The organism is Aeromonas sp. CA23, from assembly GCF_002587065.1.
In the GTDB taxonomy this organism is placed as follows: domain Bacteria; phylum Pseudomonadota; class Gammaproteobacteria; order Enterobacterales; family Aeromonadaceae; genus Aeromonas; species Aeromonas bestiarum.
Genome location: NZ_CP023818.1, coordinates 2,632,856 through 2,649,169 on the forward strand (window position 1 = coordinate 2,632,856; position 16,314 = coordinate 2,649,169).

15 protein-coding genes are annotated in these 16,314 nt (G+C 59.6%); 7 read left to right on the plus strand and 8 right to left on the minus strand.

The window, feature by feature from the left end:
- Nucleotides 1-426 precede the first annotated feature (426 nt).
- A complete protein-coding gene (locus tag CK910_RS12370; protein ID WP_098983364.1) occupies nucleotides 427-1,638 on the plus strand; it encodes a NupC/NupG family nucleoside CNT transporter in 1,212 nt (403 codons plus the stop codon).
- An 87-nt stretch (nucleotides 1,639-1,725) separates the two neighbouring features.
- On the opposite strand, the gene CK910_RS12375 is transcribed toward CK910_RS12370, so the two are convergent.
- Both CK910_RS12375 and CK910_RS12380 read right to left on the minus strand, forming a co-directional pair.
- A complete protein-coding gene (locus CK910_RS12375; RefSeq protein ID WP_098983366.1) occupies nucleotides 1,726-3,042 on the minus strand; it encodes a HipA domain-containing protein in 1,317 nt (438 codons plus the stop codon).
- On the minus strand, nucleotides 3,026-3,319 hold the full coding sequence (locus CK910_RS12380) for a helix-turn-helix domain-containing protein (RefSeq protein ID WP_253852682.1): 294 nt from the start codon (nucleotides 3,317-3,319) through the stop codon (nucleotides 3,026-3,028). Before CK910_RS12380 ends, CK910_RS12375 begins: the two co-directional genes overlap by 17 nt.
- A gap of 280 nt (nucleotides 3,320-3,599) precedes the next feature.
- Between CK910_RS12380 and CK910_RS12385 the strand changes: the two genes are divergently transcribed.
- The 3 genes from CK910_RS12385 (at nucleotide 3,600) to CK910_RS12390 (ending at nucleotide 5,465) form a co-directional block, all read left to right on the plus strand.
- On the plus strand, nucleotides 3,600-4,133 hold the full coding sequence (locus tag CK910_RS12385) for a metal-dependent hydrolase (RefSeq protein WP_098983370.1): 534 nt from the start codon (nucleotides 3,600-3,602) through the stop codon (nucleotides 4,131-4,133).
- 294 nt (nucleotides 4,134-4,427) lie between these two features.
- Entirely contained in the window at nucleotides 4,428-4,859 is a 432-nt protein-coding gene (locus tag CK910_RS23735) for a YhfG family protein (protein ID WP_157774615.1), read from the plus strand.
- Nucleotides 4,860-4,868: 9 nt separating this feature from the next.
- On the plus strand, nucleotides 4,869-5,465 hold the full coding sequence (locus CK910_RS12390) for a putative adenosine monophosphate-protein transferase Fic (protein WP_098983372.1): 597 nt from the start codon (nucleotides 4,869-4,871) through the stop codon (nucleotides 5,463-5,465).
- A 965-nt stretch (nucleotides 5,466-6,430) separates the two neighbouring features.
- On the opposite strand, the gene trpA is transcribed toward CK910_RS12390, so the two are convergent.
- From trpA to CK910_RS12420, 6 genes are all read right to left on the minus strand, one after another.
- Complete coding sequence (trpA, locus tag CK910_RS12395; protein WP_098983374.1) at nucleotides 6,431-7,237, minus strand: tryptophan synthase subunit alpha; 807 nt, start codon at nucleotides 7,235-7,237, stop codon at nucleotides 6,431-6,433.
- The gene (trpB, locus tag CK910_RS12400; RefSeq protein WP_098983376.1) at nucleotides 7,234-8,427 is read right to left on the minus strand and encodes a tryptophan synthase subunit beta; all 1,194 of its coding nucleotides are present in this window, start codon (nucleotides 8,425-8,427) and stop codon (nucleotides 7,234-7,236) included. The genes trpA and trpB overlap by 4 nt, the downstream gene beginning before the upstream one ends.
- Nucleotides 8,428-8,474: 47 nt before the next feature.
- Complete coding sequence (trpCF, locus tag CK910_RS12405) at nucleotides 8,475-9,983, minus strand: bifunctional indole-3-glycerol-phosphate synthase TrpC/phosphoribosylanthranilate isomerase TrpF (protein WP_098983379.1); 1,509 nt, start codon at nucleotides 9,981-9,983, stop codon at nucleotides 8,475-8,477.
- Complete coding sequence (gene trpD, locus CK910_RS12410; RefSeq protein WP_098983382.1) at nucleotides 9,983-10,996, minus strand: anthranilate phosphoribosyltransferase; 1,014 nt, start codon at nucleotides 10,994-10,996, stop codon at nucleotides 9,983-9,985. The genes trpCF and trpD overlap by 1 nt, the downstream gene beginning before the upstream one ends.
- 10 nt (nucleotides 10,997-11,006) lie before the next feature.
- Nucleotides 11,007-11,606 carry an aminodeoxychorismate/anthranilate synthase component II gene (locus tag CK910_RS12415; protein ID WP_005319135.1) on the minus strand — a complete coding sequence of 200 codons (600 nt, stop codon included), beginning with the start codon at nucleotides 11,604-11,606 and terminating at the stop codon, nucleotides 11,007-11,009.
- A gap of 80 nt (nucleotides 11,607-11,686) precedes the next feature.
- Entirely contained in the window at nucleotides 11,687-13,324 is a 1,638-nt protein-coding gene (locus CK910_RS12420; RefSeq protein ID WP_098983385.1) for an anthranilate synthase component 1, read from the minus strand.
- 424 nt (nucleotides 13,325-13,748) lie between these two features.
- Here CK910_RS12420 and rnm point away from each other — a divergent pair, with 424 nt between their 5' ends.
- The 3 genes from rnm (at nucleotide 13,749) to CK910_RS12435 (ending at nucleotide 16,267) form a co-directional block, all read left to right on the plus strand.
- Nucleotides 13,749-14,630 (plus strand): RNase RNM, encoded by an 882-nt coding sequence (gene rnm / locus CK910_RS12425; protein ID WP_098983389.1) that lies wholly within the window; start codon nucleotides 13,749-13,751, stop codon nucleotides 14,628-14,630.
- Nucleotides 14,631-14,763: 133 nt separating this feature from the next.
- The gene (locus tag CK910_RS12430; protein ID WP_043134223.1) at nucleotides 14,764-15,384 is read left to right on the plus strand and encodes an L-threonylcarbamoyladenylate synthase; all 621 of its coding nucleotides are present in this window, start codon (nucleotides 14,764-14,766) and stop codon (nucleotides 15,382-15,384) included.
- Nucleotides 15,385-15,400: 16 nt separating this feature from the next.
- Nucleotides 15,401-16,267 (plus strand): segregation and condensation protein A, encoded by an 867-nt coding sequence (locus CK910_RS12435; protein WP_172955431.1) that lies wholly within the window; start codon nucleotides 15,401-15,403, stop codon nucleotides 16,265-16,267.
- Nucleotides 16,268-16,314: the final 47 nt, after the last annotated feature.

Genomic DNA, 16,314 nt, shown 5'->3' on the forward strand with positions numbered 1-16,314 from the left:
TTCGGTTATCCGGGGATGGGGTCTGTGCCTCGCTCCTGTGCCGTCTGCCGAGCTGCTGGGCCCTGCTGGCTGGCGCTCATTGGGCTTGTGCTCACTTGCGGGTCAATCCTGCCGCGTTTTCGGGCGAGCCCCTGTCCGGGGTGAAAAAGTTGCCTAAGCCAATCGTTTTACCGCTTTTTCTGTGACGGCGATCACTGTAGCATCGCCGCCCGACCTGCCACCCGGCCGCATCTCCCCCTGCGACGGCGCTGGCGTCACCCGATACATGCTGTCACCCGGAACGTGAATGACCCCAGGATGGGACCCGCCACTAACCTGTAGGTTTGTGGTCTGCGTGTCGCGTGGGTCGGCACCTCTCCCGCCGGATCTCCCGCGACGCCTGTCTGCAGACTTGCCATATGAAACTCCTCTCTTCATAGGTGCAAGATGACACTGTTATTGAGTCTGGTCGGTATGCTGGCCCTGATGTTTATCGCCTGGCTGGCCAGTGAAAACCGCCGAGCCATCCGCTGGCGAACCGTGCTGGGTGCGCTCGCCCTGCAAACCGGCTTTGCCGCCCTGGTGCTCTATTTCCCCCCTGGTCAAATCATGCTCGGTGCCATGAGCAACGGCGTCTCCGCCCTGCTCGGCTTTGCCGACAGCGGCATCCGCTTCGTGTTTGGCGATCTCGCCAGCAACGGTTTCATCTTCGCCGTGCGGGTGCTGCCGCTGGTGATCTTTATCAGTGCGCTGATCGCCGTGCTCTACCACTTCGGCATCATGCAGTGGGTGATCCGGGTGCTGGGTGGCGCCGTGCACCGCCTGCTCGGCACCAGCCGCGCCGAATCCCTGGTGGCCACCGGCAATATCTTCCTCTCGCAGGGGGAGTCGCCGCTGCTGATTCGCCCCTTCCTCGCTGGCATGACCCGCTCCGAGCTGTTCGCTGTGATGACCTGCGGCATGGCTTCGGTAGCAGGCTCCGTGCTGGGTGGCTACGCCGGTCTGGGGGTGGATCTTAAATACCTGATCGCCGCCTCCTTTATGGCCGCGCCGGGTGGCCTCTTGATGGCCAAACTGCTGGTGCCGGAGCAGCAGCAGGTGAGCGATCAGGCCGAGATCACCCTGGACAAGAGCGACTACAGCAACGCCATTGATGCGCTGGCGGGTGGCGCCATGAGCGGCATGAAGATCGCCGTGGCCATCGGCACCATCCTGCTGGCCTTTGTCAGCGTGATCACCATGATCAACGCCGGTCTCACCACTGTAGGCGAGTGGTTCGGCTGGGCCCATCTCTCCCTGCAGCAGCTGCTGGGCTATCTGTTTGCCCCTGTCGCCTGGCTTATCGGTGTGCCCGCCAGCGAGATGATGGCGGCAGGATCCTTGATTGGTCAGAAGGTGATCATGAACGAGTTCGTCGCCTATCTGGACTTTGCCAACATCAAGGAGGGCTTGAGCGCCCACACCCAGATCATCATCACCTTCGCCCTCTGTGGTTTTGCCAATCTGGGCTCCATTGCGGTGCAGCTTGGCTCCATCGGCACCATGGCGCCGGAGCGCCGTCACGATGTGGCCAATATGGGCTTCAAGGCTGTGCTGGCGGCGACCCTGGCCAACCTGATGAGCGCCACCCTAGCCGGGATCTTTGTCTCGCTGGCCTGATAGCTTGATGCAATAGCCGGTTAGTCGGCGGCTCAAACGAAAAACCCCCTCTTGCCGCTGGGCAAGAGGGGGTTTTTTCGTGGGAGGTTACATCTGCAGATCGGGCAACAGCGCAGCCTGTTCCTGAAAATGGCGACAGCGGCGCTCAACGTCATGTCGGTAGCGTGCCAGATAAGCCAGCTCGGCGGGATTGTCTGTCTCAACCATGGCGATGGCGGCATCCAGATGAAGGAGGATGTCGTTGGCCATCTTGTGCAGGGTCTGCTGCAACAGGCGTTTGGGCAGGTCACATGCCTCGGCCATCTCCAGCAACTGCCATGCGTTGACCGCCTCGGGGGTAAACTCGTCGCCTATGGCCATGGCCAGATGCTGGTTGAACTCGGGGTAAAGCCCCACATTGACCAGATCGTACCAGGGGGTGGGCGTCAGCCCTGCCCGCGAGACGAAGAAGCTGTAGTTCTTGCCGTGGGCATCATGGTTGTTGACGCAGAGGTTGAAGAGCAGCCATTGCAGCATGTTCAATCTGGCTTGCGCCGGATTGACACAAAGGGCGCTGAGGCTGAACAGTCGTGGCAGGCTCACCCCTTCCCTAATATGGGCCACATCCCGCCCGTCACCGAAGTTGCGTTCATATTTTCGCGTGACGGGGAACCCTAGCCCCTGACAGGCGTCGATCATGTGGCGACGGCGAACCCTCAAGCCATCTTCATCAAGACGCCGATCAAACCGTTCCACCAGCAAGCCTCGGTGGGACTTCTCATCTTGACCAAATGTGTGCAGTTCAACCTGTGCGACCGGCATGCCCAGCAACGCGGCCAGCCGCATGGTCACAAATTCATTGATCACAAGATGAGGATGATGCTCGAACTTGAGGAGGTGGGTGGAACAGAGTTCGCCCTCGCCAAATCCCAGCGCCCCCTCGAGTCGCAGCACGTTGAGCTTGGCCTGCACACCCGCAACCGAGAGTCGGGGGCGACCATCCCAGACTTCCAGTGGCCAGATCTCGGGCTGATCGAGTCGCAGCATCAACTCCTCTGGGGTGATGGGGCGAAAGTGGGTGGGAATGTCGGACTCTGCGGACAGGGTAAAGGTGACAGCTCCGGATACATCGCGGCCAATGCCGTGGATCAGGGCAAAGAGATTGCTGCGCGAAACGGATAGCGCCTCAATCAGGTGCTCCAGCCCGCGATTTTCTGGCAGCAAGTTGCCGAGATATGCCCGGATCTGGGCGCTGCTGGCCGAGCCATCCAGCGCCAGCGGTGGTGAAAGCGGGAATCCATGTGCTTGCCACTCTGGCAGATAGCCGAGCTGAAACGCATCCCGGCTGGAGTCATATTCGAGATGGCCGATCAGTTGGTTACCCAGCCGAAGTTCAAGCCGATGGTGCTCAGAACCACTCATCATCACCGACCTCTGGTTGGCTGTTGCCGCTCGTTACCTGTGAACCCACTTCCTGCACCAGTTGCAAGCACAGCCCCAGCGCCTTCATCACCTGCAATAGGGTAGAGAGGTAGACATCCCCACCCTTCTCAATTTTGATCAGGGTCTTTTTGGATATGCCGCACAGTGAAGCCGTCACCTCCTGCGTCATCCTGGCGGCCTTGCGCCTATCGCGTATCGCCAGCCCCAGCGAGGCGGGATCCAGTTCTTTCGGGCCGGTTTGCAACGATGTGTCTGCCATCATGATCACGGAAAAAGTGTAGGTTATTACACCTTAACCCATGGTAAGAGCAAACAGCAACAAAAAGTGTACGATGGTGCACTTTTTACGGTCTAGGTGCTGTTTGCGAGAGAAAAGTGTAGAGAGGTTCACTTTTTAGAACAGAAGAGGTGGTTAGGGATGGTCTGGGGGATGACTGAGGGGCCGGGAGGGTGTTGCTTGCAGAGCAGCCTTGCACTTCACGTCCACTTCACTGAGCGGGGATAGGGTAGGCAACAGTTTTCAGTTGGAGCTTTTCGATATGCCTACCATAGTCACCCACGCCGCCGTGCCCCTCTGCCTTGGGCTCGGGTTTGGTAGCCGGATCATCCCGCCGCGCCTGCTGCTGGCTGGGGTTGCCATCGCCATGCTGCCCGATGCCGATGTGCTCGCCTTCAAGCTGGGGGTCGCCTACGGCCATGTCTTTGGCCACCGTGGCTTTACCCACTCATTGCTGTTCGCCTTTGTCCTGCCCACTCTGGCCATGTTGTTTCATCGCCAGTTAAGGGCCAGCGCCACCACCATCTGGTCGTTTCTGCTGGTCTCTCTGCTCTCCCACAGCCTGCTCGATTCGCTCACCACTGGCGGCAAGGGGGTTGGCTGGCTCTGGCCGTGGCGTGACGAGCGTTTCTTCGCCCCCTGGCAGGTGATCCGGGTCGCCCCCTTCAAGCTGGAGGCCTATCTCACCGCCCGGGGCGAGGCGGTGATCCTCTCCGAGCTCTACTGGGTCTGGCTGCCGGGAATTGTATTGATGCTGGTGTTGATGGGATGGCGGGTGTGGAGCAGGGGGCGGTAGTTGTGGGGTTGGAAAGGTTTGTTTGATATATGCTGGCTGAGCAAAAAAATCAAAAAGTGGAGACATCTCTCTTGTGTTCTGGCTATGCAACGTCGTGCTCAGAAAGATGGGAGCCCTGATTTTTTGTTTGTTAGGGTGCTTTCGGCATTCCCTTTTGCCAGTTAACGCCAGCATTTGCGGCTGTATTTGGAGCGCAGCGGAAAAGTAGTCCGGCAACATGCGCTTGTTAGCTGCATTTAACTTGAATTAGATGCAAATCCCATCTATTATGCGCATATATATGCGGAGGTTACTATGAACTATGAACTCGATGTTCTAGCAGCTCTAACTCAGTTATCTGAGCCCACAACACAAGATATAGTTGCGGCGACAGGGATATCTGAGCGCAAGGTTCAGAATGTCATGAAAGCACTTCAATCTGACTTGAAGATTGCAATAAAGAAAACGAAGGATGGGCGAAATATTCGTTACTCCATAACAAGCTGGGGCGTATTTGAGTCAGGAAAAGTATTAGAAAAGGAATTAGTAGCTAGACCTCTAAAAAAATCTGCTCTCAAGTTTAGCAAAGCTGCCTTTTATGAATCAGTAAAAATGATTAACTATAAAGAAAGCTCACGGCTTGAAGGAATCGCGATTCATTTTTCTATATCAACGAAGAATCTAAAGAAATATAGCTCTACAAAAAAACGCTCTCTTATCGCAAAATACTCAAGCTATAAAATATGAGCAATAATCATGGTTGATAAATATGGAACGGGTGACGATCCGTACACCTACAAGAGCTCTGATGTACTAATAAATAAGTTTGATATACAAGACCCTATGATTCTAGAGGAAGCTGAGAAGGAGTTTACCGAGCTGGCAGCTTTATCTATTAACTTTAAAGAGCCACCTTATACTTTTGAAACACTATGTGACATTCATAGAACTCTCTTTTCAGACCTTTTTGAATGGGCTGGGGTAATAAGAACTATCGATATATCAAAAGGAACTAGCCGATTTTGCAGCTGCGAATTTATCGAGCGAGAATCTAATAAATTATTCAGTAGCCTTGCTAAAGATAGTTTTCTAGAAGGTCTTGAAAGAGCTCTCTTTATCAAAAAACTCGCTGAATATTACTGTGATATCAATGTTCTACATCCTTTTAGAGAAGGAAACGGAAGAGCCCAAAGGATTCTTTTTGAACACATCTGTATAAACTCTGGCTACAACTTAAATCTATCTGGAATTTCTGTAAAAGAGTGGACGGATGCAAATATTCTTGGCTATCACTGTGACTATAGCGCTATGGAAAAAATCTTTGACAGGTGCGTCTCAACTATAGAAGCATGATTACAGCTAATGTCCTGTTAAGGTGTGAGCAACGCTACCAGGCATCTAAACCATTGCACATCTCGTATGTTGGGCTAAAAATCGTAGGTTGGTGCTGAACGAAGTGAAGCCCAACGTTTACCGCGAATATATCTGTAGATCTGTTTTACGGGTCTGCCACATCCTTGTTTACCCCGAACTGGTTGGCGTAATAATGCTCCCCTGTTGGGCTTCGCTACACGCTGCGCCAACCTACAAAAAACCACGCTACCGCCCCTGAGTGACAGCTCCCAGTTCTCTGCTTTTAACCTGCGAGATAGCAACAATCGCTGTCATGGCGTTCTTCCGAGAGGTTGATTGTCATTCGGGTATCTTAAGGGGGCGGGTGGTGCGTTGAGAAGCGTGTTTTGGTGGGAATCTGTGTTGGATCAATAAATTAGTCATTAAGGCGTGGGCTGAGTGAGCATCTTGCTTGGCTGGAAATGCACCATCCCCTCACCCCAGCCCTCTCCCAAGGGGAGAGGGGGCTTGTTCACTGTTGTACGGTAGCCTCAGGCGGGCACGGTTTTGATCCCCCTCTTATTCGCTGAGGCGGTCCTCTTGTCCAGGCCGCGAGGCAGGACGCCGAGCGAGCGGCGTTGGGCCATGGACGGCCCATCGGCGTGTGCCGTTGGACAAGAGGGTGAGCCGAAGGTACCCGACGCAGTCGGGCGAATAAACGGGGGAGAAGACCTTTGGTGACTTTGGGTCTTTCCAAAGTCACTCGCCCCAGCCGCGAAGCGGCGGGCGAAACCCCGTCGAGGGCGGAGCCCTCGTGTCCTGCGTGGCGAAGCCGCGCCATAGCATCAGCATCAATTCCGCGAACGTCTGATTACGCTTCGCTAATCAGACCTACAAGGGTGGCACCAACTAGGGATGGTGGATAACAAAAGGGAGCCCGCTTGGGCTCCCTTGCTTGTCATGGGGGTGGGCGTTTGACTGAACGCTTAGCGCAGGGTCGCGGCCTTCATCCCTTCCACAAACTCTTTCAGACGAGTGAGCATATGCTCCGGGTTCTTGTGGTGGGTCTCGATGATCTTCACCACGGCTGAGCCTGAGATGGCACCGGCGGCGCCAGCGGCAATGGCCTCACGCACCTGAGCCGGTTCGCTGATGCCAAAGCCGAGCAGGGCGGGGGGAGCCTTGTACTCGCGCAGGGTATTGATCAGCCCCTCCACCGGCATGCCAGCCTTGGTCTCGGCACCGGTGACGCCTGCGCGGCTCACCAAATAGGTGTAACCACTGCCCAGCTCCGCCACCTGTTTCAGGGTCTCGGCATCGCCATTGGGCGGGGCGATAAAGATGCTGTCGATACCGAACTTGTCGGCGGCCGCCTTGTAGGGGGCACACATCTGCACCGGTACGTCGGCGACCAGCACCGAATCCACGCCCGCCTGCTGGCACTTCTCGTAAAAACCGTCGATCTGGCGCACATAGACCAGGTTGGCGTAGACCAGCAGGCCAATGGGCAGCTGCGGATACTTGGCGCGGATGCGGCCGAGCAGCTCGAAGCAGTCGTCCGGGGTGGTGTGGCTGGCAAAGGCGCGCAGGGCGGCGCCCTGAATGGTGGGGCCGTCCGCGACCGGATCGGAGAAGGGAATGCCGAGCTCCAGGGCATCGGCGCCCCCTTCGACCAGCGCATCGACGATGGCCAGCGAGAGTTCGGGGGTGGGGTCACCCAGCATCACGAACGGCACGAAGGCGCCCTGATTGACGGCGTCCAGACGGGAGAAGAGTTGTGCGTAGCGATTCATGACAAGGTTCCTTCTTTCTCGAAAATGTCGGCGACGGTGAAGATATCCTTGTCGCCACGGCCGGAGAGGTTGACGATCAGCACCTGCTCTTTCTCCGGTTCACTGCGGGCCATCTTGAGGGCATGAGCCAGCGCGTGAGAGGACTCCAGCGCCGGGATGATGCCTTCGGATTTGGCCAGCTCCTGGAAGGCGTCCAGCGCCTCCTTGTCGGTGATGGAGACATACTCGGCGCGGCCGATGGAGGCCAGATGGGCGTGCTGCGGGCCGACGGAGGGGAAGTCGAGCCCCGCCGAGACGGAGTAGGACTCCTGAATTTGCCCCTGCTTGTCCTGCATCAGGTAGGAGTGCATGCCAAAGAAGACCCCCTTGCTGCCGTGACCCAGCGGCGCACCGTGCTCGCCGCTCTCGATGCCGTGACCACCGGGCTCGACCCCGATCAGGCGCACCTCAGGGTTGTCGATGAAGTCGGCAAACATGCCGATGGCGTTGGAGCCGCCGCCGACGCAGGCGATCACCGCATCGGGCAGCCGCTCCTCTTTCTTGAAGCACTGGGCCTTGGCCTCTTCGCCGATCATCTTCTGGAATTCCCGCACTATGGTGGGGAAGGGGTGCGGGCCGGCGGCCGTGCCCAGCAGATAGTGGGCATTGTCGTAGTTGGCAGCCCAGTCACGCAGCGCCTCGTTGCAGGCATCTTTGAGGGTGCTGGAGCCGGAGTGCACCGGAATGACGGTGGCGCCCATCAACTTCATGCGAAACACGTTGGGCTTCTGGCGCTCGCAATCCTTGGCACCCATGTAGACCCGGCACTTGAGGCCGAGCAGGGCGCAGGCCAGCGCGGTAGCAACGCCATGCTGACCGGCGCCGGTCTCGGCGATGATCTCGGTTTTGCCCATGCGCTTGGCCAGCAGCGCCTGACCCAGCACCTGATTGGTCTTGTGGGCGCCGCCGTGCAGCAGGTCTTCACGCTTCAGGTAGAGGCGGGTCTTGGTGCCTTTGGTCAGGTTGCGGGTCAGGGTAAGCGGGGTCGGGCGACCGGCATACTCGGTCAGCAGCTCCTGAAATTCGGCGATAAAGGCCGGATCCTCCTTGGCATCGACAAAGGCCTTCTCCAGCTGGAGCAGCGCGGGGATGAGGATTTGGGGCACATACATGCCGCCAAATTCACCAAAAAACGGGTTAAGCAGGGTCATGGCTTCTTCCTTGTATTAGCTAAATCGAAACATCAAAAAGGGTTGCGTTACAGGTTGCGCAGGGCGGCAAAGGCGGCCGCCAGCTTGTGTGCGTCCTTCTGGCCCGGGGCACTCTCTACCCCGGAGTTGAAATCAAGGCCGAGGCAGCCGACCTGAGCCGCCTGCAAGGCGTTGTCGGGATTGAGCCCGCCTGCCAGCATCAGCCTGGCTTTATCGAGATTGGCCAGCATGGCCCAGTCGAACGCCTGACCGGTACCGCCGCTCTGGCTGCCGACTTTTGTATCCAGCAACAGGCGATCCACCGGATAGTCGAGGGCGGGCAGCGGCTCGCCACTCGTGACTCCTATGGCTTTCCAGATCTGGCAACTTGCAGGTAGCAGCGGGCGCAGCGCCTCGATATAGGTGGCATCTTCATCCCCATGCAGTTGCACCGCGGCCAGTCCCAGCGCCTCCACCGTCTTGGCAATGGTCTCTTGCTGGGCATTGCGAAATACCCCGACGTAAGAGAGCGGCGCGCCAGCCATCACGGTGCGGGCGGCGGGAATATCCACGTAGCGCGGGCTTTTCGCCACAAAGATGAGGCCGCCGAACACGGCGCCAGCCTGATGGGCGGCGGCGGCATCGTCGGCACGGGTCAGGCCGCACACCTTGTTCTGACCGAGCACCAGCTTGCGTACCGCGGCCTCCAGATCCGCTTCCTCCATCAGGGAGGAGCCTACCAGGAAGCCCTTGGCATGGTGGCGAAGCTCGGCCACCTGGGTGCGATCCTTGATGCCGGATTCGCTGATCACGACTCGATCGGCCGGGATGCGGGCGGCCAGCTGCTTGGTGCGGTTGAGATCCACGCTCAAGTCCCGCAGATCCCGGTTGTTGATGCCAATCACGGGGGCGCCAAGCGCGATGGCGCGGGTCAGCTCCTCTTCATTGCTCACCTCGGTCAGCACGCCCAGGCCGAGCTCCCTGGCCACCGCAAACAGGACGCGATAGCCCTCGTCGGTGAGCACAGAGAGCATCAGCAGTATGGCGTCCGCCTGATAGTGGCGGGCCAGATAGAGCTGATAGGGGTCAATCATGAAATCCTTGCACAGCACCGGCTGGCTGACCCTGGCCCGCACTCGCGGCAGGAAGGCGAAATCCCCCTGAAAGAACTTCTCGTCGGTCAGTACCGAGATGGCGGTGGCGTATTTGCCGTAGATGTCGGCGATGGCCTCCGGGCTGAAATCGTCGCGGATCAGGCCCTTGGAGGGGGAGGCCTTCTTGCACTCCAGAATAAAGCGGGTGGAACCGGCCTTGAGCGCACCGACAAAATCCCGATCGCTTGCTACCAGTTCACTCTGGAAGCTCTCCAGCGGCTGGGCCAGCTTGCGGGCGGCGACCCATTCCTGCTTGGCCGCCACTATCTTGCCGAGAATGGTCTGGTTGATGGAGGCCATGTTCAGGAAGGCATGGGGGGCAATAAGGTCTGACATCTCGTTATCCTTGCGAAACTGGGTACTGCCCTGCGGGCGATCTGAGCTAGTGCCTGAGTGAGTGCCGTGCTGGTTAGTGGCTGACATCATGCCTCCTGATGGCTCAGGGTGGCGAGCCGGGCGGCGAGCTCGGCTGCCTTGCCGCTCGCCAGCACCGCCAGCACCTGGGCCGCCGCGCTCTTGAGATCCTGCGCCTTGCCCGCCATCAGCAGCAGGGGGGCCACGTTGGCGGCGATGGCGGCGTTGTGGGCCGGGGTGCCTTTCCCTGCCAGAATGGCGGCCGTGATGGCGCGGTTCTCTTCAGGCTCGCCCCCTTGAATGGCGCTGACCGGATAGGTCTCCAGGCCAAAGTCAGCCGGGGTGATCATGAATTCGCGGATCTCGCCGTCACGGATCTGGGCCACCTGGGTCGGGCCGTGGATGGCAATCTCGTCGAGCCCGGCACCGTGAACCACCATACCGGTTTTCAGACCCAGTGCCAGCAGGGTTTCGGCGATGGGGCGCACCAGCTCGGGGGCATAGACCCCCATCAGCTGATAAGTGGGGCGGGCCGGATTGATGAGCGGCCCCAGCACGTTGAACAGGGTGCGGGTCTTGAGGGCCTGGCGCACCGGCATGGCGTGGCGCACTCCTGCGTGGTACTGGGGGGCGAACAGGAAGCAGATGCCGAGCTCGTCCAGACAATGGCGCGCCTGCGCCGGGCTCATGTCGAGCTTGATGCCCATCTTGTCGAGCAAGTCGCTCGAACCCGACTTGCTCGATACCGAGCGGTTGCCGTGCTTGGCCACTTTCAGGCCGCAGGCGGCGGCCACCAGCGCCGAGGTGGTGGAGACGTTGATGGTGTTGAGGCCATCGCCACCGGTACCGACTATGTCGCAAAACTCGTAGTCCGGACGCGGGAAGTCGCGCGCCTCCGCCAGCAGGGCTTCGGCGGCGCCGGCGATCTCCTCCGGTGTCTCCCCCTTGATCTTGAGGGCGGTCAGAAGGCTCGCCAGCACTATGGGATCCACTTCGCCACGTACCACCTGGCCGAAGGCGTCGCGGGTACTTTCACGGCTCAGAGACTGACCCTGATAGAGGGTGTTGAGATGATGATGCATAGGGTCTTCCTTACCGCACACTGCTTACAGGACGGGTGATATGGGCGAGCGCCTGAGTCAGCAGGCGGGCCCCTTCCGAGGTCATGATGGATTCGGGATGGAACTGGAAGCCCAGCACCCTGTCGTCCTGCTGCTCTATGGCCATGGGCATGCCCTGATAGTGGGCAATCACAGTCAGCTCTTCCGGTACATAGGTGGCCACCAGCGAGTGGTAGCGCGCCACCGGCAGCGGGCTCGGCAGACCGGCGAAGGCGCCGTGGCCGTTGTGCTCAATCAGGGAACGCTTGCCGTGGACGATTTCACCCGCCGCGCCGACTGTGCCGCCGTAGGCTTCGCACAGGGCCTGATGGCCGAGGCAGATGCCGAGGATGGGCACCTGACCACGAGCCAGCTTGATCAGATCAATCAGGCAACCCGCCTCGTGAGGCGCGCCCGGCCCCGGCGAGAGCACCAGCACGGCATCCCCTTCGCAGGCGGCGATCTCGCTCATGATGCGGCTCGCTGGCAGGCTGTTGCGGTAGATCCGCACCGGATAACCGAGGGAGCGGAACTGATCCACCAGGTTGTAAGTAAATGAATCGAAGTTATCGAGCAGGAAGATATTAGTCATGATGCTGCTCCTTCGAAGTGCGGAACTGGTCGGCTTGGGTGCTGTAGGTAAACGAGTCGAAGTTATCGAGCAGGAAGATGTTAGTCATGGCTCACGTCCTTATGTTGCTCCTGCTGGGCGCTCAGGGCTTGCAGTGAGGTGCCATGGCTGGCGGCGATGGCGGCCAGCACGGCGGCCGCCTTGGCGCGGGTCTCGTCCGCTTCGGCCTGGGGTTTGGAGTCATACACCACACCGGCGCCGGCCTGCACATGGGCCATCCCATCTTTGACAAAGGCGGAGCGAATGACGATGCAGGTGTCCATCTCGCCTGCGCCGTTGATGTAGCCGACGGCGCCGCCGTAGCTGCCGCGGCGCTTGCCTTCCACCATGCGGATCAGCTCGCTGGCGCGGATCTTGGGGGCTCCGGTGAGGGTGCCCATGTTCATGCAGGCCTGATAGGCGTGCAAGGCGTCAAGGTCTGAACGCAATGTGCCCACCACCTTGGAGACCAGGTGCATCACGTGGCTGTAGCGATCAACTTTCAGCAGCTCCTTGACGTAGCGGGTGCCGGGCTCGGAGATGCGGGCTATGTCGTTGCGGCCCAAATCCACCAGCATCAGGTGCTCGGCCACCTCTTTTTCATCCTGGCGCAGCTCCAGTTCGATGCGGCCATCCAGATCCCGGTTGATGCTGCCATCCGGGTTCAAGCCACGGCGACGGGTGCCGGCGATGGGATACATCTCGACGTCGCGGCTGGCGGCACAGAACTTGACCGCGCTCTCCGGCGAGGCGCCAAACAGGGTGAAGCCCTCATCCTGCACGTAGAACATGTAGGGGCTGGGGTTGGTCTGCTTGAGGCGGCGATAGGCGGCCAGCGGGTTCGGGCAGGGCAGGGAGAAGCAGCGGGACGGCACCACCTGGAAGATGTCGCCACGGCGGATGAAGCCTTTGAGCTTCTCCACCTCGGCGCAGAACTGCTTGTCGCCCTTGTCCACGCTCATGCCGCCGGTGAGGGGCTGGGTGGCCAGCTCGGCGCTCAGGGTTTGTTGGCAAATCTGTTTGAAGTCGGTGAGCCGATCGCTCAGGCGGCTATATCTGTCTTCCACCTGGCTCTCGTCGCTGTCGCCACCAAAGATGCAGGCCAGCAGTTGAGTGGTGCGCTCGATATGATCGATGGTGATCAGGGTCTCGGCCACATAGAAGCAGTAGTCGGGGCAGTTGTTGCTCCCCTCCGGCACCTGCGGCAAATCTTCAAAGGAGGCGATCAGGTCGTAGGCGAAGCTGCCCGCCATAAACAATGCTTCTTTGCCCAACTGGCACTGCAGCTCCTGTTGCAGGGTGCGCAGCACGTCCAGCACGCTGCTCCCCTTGAGGCGAGAGTCTTCATCCTGCTCCCGATCGGAGGCCGGGAAGTCGAGCTGCAGCTCGCCATCCACCAGGGTCTGGCTGATAACGGCGGGCAAGCGTTTGGCCAGCAGGCTCTGCAACTGGGCGCCGTTGTCGTTGAGGGTGCGCACTCGTACTGTGCGGCCCCGGCATTCGATGCGCAGGCAGGCATCGACCAGCAGCAGGCTCTGCTTGCCCGCCTTGGAGTCGATCTCCACTGATTCCAGCAGCAGGTTGTTGGGGCGACCCTGGCAGAGTCGGGTGTAGAGCGCCAGCGGGTCGGCCACATAGGGGGCGTTGAGCTTGAGGGTATCGAATTCACCCAGGGGCAAGCGAGTCGTATTGACGGTCATAGTGCGTTCCCTTGCGTGTGATGCTTTTTACCGATGTTCATGACATTGAATTCCTTGGAAATTAAATTGGTTTAGGCGGTTTCAGTAGGGTCGCCATCGCCAGGTCAGTGTTCTTGTCTGAATTCTCGGTTTCATCACAGGTCCATTTGCCGGATAATAAAAAAGCCCGCTGGGGTCAGCGGGCTTTTTCTTTGGGTTCTTAATTTGCTGTCAGATTACAGATACAGCAACGACCACACGCCCGCATGTCAGGGAGTGTGCCACCACCAGATGGTCAGGATGGAAGTCGTTTGCATGATAGAGTCCTGTAAAATTTTGTTTGCAATGAAGTGCCTACAGAAAACGATAAAGCCGCGGCCAAGTCAAGTCGCTTTTTAGCCTTCTTTCACCGATGGTGACCTGATCATGAGAGCGGAATAACCTGATGAGATTCGATCTTCACTGTCATACCACTGCCTCCGACGGTGTGTTGAGCCCGGCCGAACTGGTGCGCCGCGCCGCCGAAAAACAGGTCGAGGTGTTAGCAGTCACTGACCACGACACCCTTGACGGGCTTGATGAGGTGCGCCGCACCATAGCATCCGAGCAGCTGCCGCTGCGGCTGGTGAGCGGGGTCGAGATCTCCACCGGCTGGGAGCATCACGAGATCCACATAGTGGCGCTGGGGGTGGATGAAAAAAATCCGCAGCTGGTGGCGTTTTTGGCGGGGCAACGTGCTCGCCGCGAGGCGCGCGCGCTGGAAATAGGGCGCCGTCTGGAGAAGTGCCTGATCCCCGGCACCTATGAAGAGGCCAAGGCGCTGGCCGGTGATGCCGCCGTGACCCGGGCCCACTTTGCCCGTGTGCTGGTGGCGCGCGGGGTGGCGGACAACATGCGGAAGGTATTCAAAAAGTACCTGAGCCGAGGCAACAAGGGTTATGCCCCGGCCGAGTGGCCCGAGATGAGCGAGGCCATTATTGCCATTCACGCCGCCGGTGGGCTGGCGGTACTGGCCCATCCCAGCCGTTATGATCTCACCGCCAAGTGGATCAAGCGGTTGCTGGTGGCCTTCAAGGCGGCCGGTGGCGATGCCATGGAGGTGTCACTGCCCCAGCAGAGCCCGCAGGAGCGAGCCAACCTGGGCCAGTGGGCGAAGGATCACGACCTCTATATCTCGGTGGGATCGGATTTTCACTTTCCGTCCAACTGGACCGAGCTGGGCCGCCACCTCTGGCTGCCCAAGGAAGGCATGCCGGTCTGGCTGGCCTATCCCGGCCACTTCGGGCTCACCACCGAGCAGCATGCCGCCCTGCTGGCCAGTCGCTAGCACGGGGTCGGCCGCCGGCCCTCTGCTGCATGGGAGGGCAAACCGGCGTCAAACAGGTTAAGGTAGCGTCATGGGTCTGGAACCCGTGACCATGAAGCGGGCACCGCGCGTGCCCCTATCGCGAGAAGAGCATATGAGTCAGCATTTTTACGTACATCCGGAAAATCCCCAGGCCCGTCTGATCGGTCAGGCGGTGCAGATCATCCAGAACGGTGGCGTCATCGCCTACCCGACCGATTCCGGCTATGCGCTCGGTTGCCAGATGGGTGACAAGGGCGCGCTGGAGCGCATCTGCCGCATCCGTCGCATCGATCCCACCCACGACTTCACCCTGGTGTGCCGGGATCTCTCCGAGATCTCCACCTATGCCAAGGTGGACAACACGGCGTTTCGCCTGGTCAAGGGCAACACGCCCGGGCCTTACACCTTCATCTTCAAGGCGACCAAGGAAGTGCCGCGCCGCCTGATGAACGAGAAGAAGAAGACCATCGGCATCCGGGTACCCGCCAACAACATAGCGCTGGCCCTGCTGGAAGCCCTCGGTGAGCCGCTGCTCTCCACCACCCTGATCCTGCCGGGTTCGGAGATGGCGGAGTTTGACCCGGAAGAGATCTTCGACAAGCTGGGCAAGCAGCTGGATCTGGTGGTCAACGGTGGCTATCTGGGCGAGCAGCCCACCACTGTGGTGGATTTCTCCGATGACGAGCCCGTTCTGCGTCGTCGTGGCGCCGGAGACCCGACCCCGTTTGAGTGATGACTCTGTGCCCGTGATGGCCCCGCCTGCGTTGGGCGCAACCGGGGAGGGCGTCCTCCCCCAGGCCATCCCATCCCCCATAGCGCGGGTGCTGGGGCAGCCCTATCATGAGCTGCCCCAGGACTTGTTCATTCCGCCCGATGCGCTGGAAGTCTTCCTCGATACCTTCGAGGGGCCGCTCGATCTGCTGCTCTATCTCATCCGGCGCCAGCAGCTGGATATCCTGAACCTGCCGATCCTGCAGATCACCGCCCAGTACATGGAGTACGTGGAGCTGATGCAGGGGCTCAATCTGGAGCTGGCTGCGGAATATCTGCTGATGGCGGCCTGGCTGGCGGAGATAAAATCTCGCCTGCTGCTGCCCAAGGCCCCCGAGCTGGAGGACGAAGAGGAGGGGGAGGATCCCCGCGTCACCCTCATTCGCCGGTTGCAGGAGTATGAGCGCTTCAAGGTGGGGGGCGAGCGTCTCAATGCCTTGCCACGGGTGGAGCGGGAGATCTTTATCGCCGCCGCCCTGCCGCCGGATTTTGGCTCTCTCAAGCCATTGACTCCCGATGTTTCGCTGGTTGAGCTCGCCCTTTACATGCAAAGTGTGGTAAAACGCGCGACTCATTTCGAACATCATCAGATCCGCCGCGAGCAGATCCCGACCCGGGTGCGCATGGCGGAGATCCTCGCCATGCTCTCGCTGGGCCGGACCTTGCGGCTGGAACAGGTGCTCAGAGCCGAAGAGGGGCGCATGGGGGTGCTGGTGACGTTTCTGGCCCTGCTGGAGCTGTGCAAGGAGTCCCTGATCTGGATCCTGCAGGCCGAGCCGCTGGGGCCGATCCACTTTGCCCTGGCGAGCCAAGATGAAAGCGGGGAGCGTGAACATGCACACTGAGTTGTTTTCTTTGTCCCGAGCCTGTTGCCCGCCTGCCGGGGTCTGTG